Annotated in this window: 1 rRNA gene; it reads right to left on the reverse strand. The window is 52.6% G+C overall.

Annotated elements, in window-relative coordinates:
* Nucleotides 1-8: 8 nt before the first annotated feature.
* Nucleotides 9-1,570: ribosomal RNA gene (locus ACW0TQ_RS22060) — 16S ribosomal RNA — on the reverse strand.
* Between the last annotated feature and the right edge of the window lie 114 nt (nucleotides 1,571-1,684).

Genomic DNA, 1,684 nt, shown 5'->3' on the forward strand with positions numbered 1-1,684 from the left:
ATCCTTAGAAAGGAGGTGATCCAGCCGCACCTTCCGATACGGCTACCTTGTTACGACTTCACCCCAATCATTCGTCCCACCTTCGGCGGCTGGCTCCAAAAGGTTACCTCACCGACTTCGGGTGTTACGAACTCTCGTGGTGTGACGGGCGGTGTGTACAAGACCCGGGAACGTATTCACCGCGGCATGCTGATCCGCGATTACTAGCGATTCCGGCTTCATGCAGGCGAGTTGCAGCCTGCAATCCGAACTGAGAACGGTTTTATGGGATTTGCTGGACCTCGCGGGTTCGCTTCCCTTTGTTCCGTCCATTGTAGCACGTGTGTAGCCCAGGTCATAAGGGGCATGATGATTTGACGTCATCCCCACCTTCCTCCGGTTTGTCACCGGCAGTCACCTTAGAGTGCCCAACTAAATGCTGGCAACTAAGATTAAGGGTTGCGCTCGTTGCGGGACTTAACCCAACATCTCACGACACGAGCTGACGACAACCATGCACCACCTGTCACTTTGTCCCCGAAGGGAAAACTCTATCTCTAGAGCGGTCAAAGGATGTCAAGACCTGGTAAGGTTCTTCGCGTTGCTTCGAATTAAACCACATGCTCCACCGCTTGTGCGGGTCCCCGTCAATTCTTTTGAGTTTCAGCCTTGCGGCCGTACTCCCCAGGCGGAGTGCTTAATGCGTTAACTTCAGCACTAAGGGGCGGAAACCCCCTAACACCTAGCACTCATCGTTTACGGCGTGGACTACCAGGGTATCTAATCCTGTTCGCTCCCCACGCTTTCGCTCCTCAGCGTCAGTTACAGACCAGAGAGTCGCCTTCGCCACTGGTGTTCCTCCACATCTCTACGCATTTCACCGCTACACGTGGAATTCCACTCTCCTCTTCTGCACTCAAGTCCTCCAGTTTCCAATGCACGTTTGCGGTTGAGCCGCAAGATTTCACATCAGACTTAAAGAACCGCCTGCGAGCGCTTTACGCCCAATAATTCCGGACAACGCTTGCCACCTACGTATTACCGCGGCTGCTGGCACGTAGTTAGCCGTGGCTTTCTGGTCAGGTACCGTCAAGGTACGATCAGTTACTATCGTACTTGTTCTTCCCTGACAACAGAGTTTTACGATCCGAAAACCTTCATCACTCACGCGGCGTTGCTCCGTCAGACTTTCGTCCATTGCGGAAGATTCCCTACTGCTGCCTCCCGTAGGAGTCTGGGCCGTGTCTCAGTCCCAGTGTGGCCGATCACCCTCTCAGGTCGGCTACGCATCGTCGCCTTGGTGAGCCGTTACCTCACCAACTAGCTAATGCGCCGCAGGCCCATCTGTAAGTGACAGCAAAAGCCGCCTTTCAACTTTCCATCAGGTGATAGAAAGTGTTATCCGGTATTAGCTCGCGTTTCCGCGAGTTATCCCAGTCTTACAGGCAGGTTGCCTACGTGTTACTCACCCGTCCGCCGCTCGTTCCACGAACTTCCCTCCGAAGAGTTCCGTTCGCTTCCCGCGCTCGACTTGCATGTATTAGGCACGCCGCCAGCGTTCGTCCTGAGCCAAGATCAAACTCTCCATAAAAGTGTTTGAAACATTAGCTTTCAGAAGTCAACTTCTGACTTATTTTTTAAGAAAAACGAGGTTGTCTTTCTTCTTTCGTACTGGTTGTTTTGTTCAGTTTTCAAAGAGCAATTT

It is taken from the genome of Oceanobacillus sp. M60, from assembly GCF_053839645.1.